Raw genomic sequence first — 372 nt, 5'->3', positions numbered from 1 at the left:
GTGTTGGCCACGCGGTGGAACAACACACGGTTGTCGGTGATGATCTTCTCGGCCTTGTCGAACTGACCCGAACCCTTTTGGGGGTAGCCGCAGCACAGGTAGCCCGGGGGCAGCACGGTTTGCACACCGGCATGCCACAGATGGCCTGTGTGGCCAGGCCCACCTGGCTGAACAGGCGCTCCGAACCACAGCCGGGGAAGTAGAACACTGCCTCGGTCTCCGCCGTCGTGGTCTGCGGGTTGCGGATGATGGGCACGTAGTCCTTGTCTTCAATGTCCAACAAGGCGCGAGCCGACCGCTTGGGCAGGCCACCCGGCATCTTCTTGTTGATGAAGTGGATCACCTGCTCTTTGGGCGAGGGCGGCCCCACCG

1 pseudogene is annotated in these 372 nt (G+C 63.2%); it reads right to left on the bottom strand.

Going from position 1 to position 372, the window contains the following annotated elements:
* Positions 1-372, bottom strand: a pseudogene (locus AC1D1Y_RS26865) (heterodisulfide reductase-related iron-sulfur binding cluster); the annotation flags it as partial.

It is taken from the genome of Polaromonas sp. P1_G1, assembly GCF_056405595.1.
This window is presented reverse-complemented; position numbering and strand designations above follow the sequence as displayed.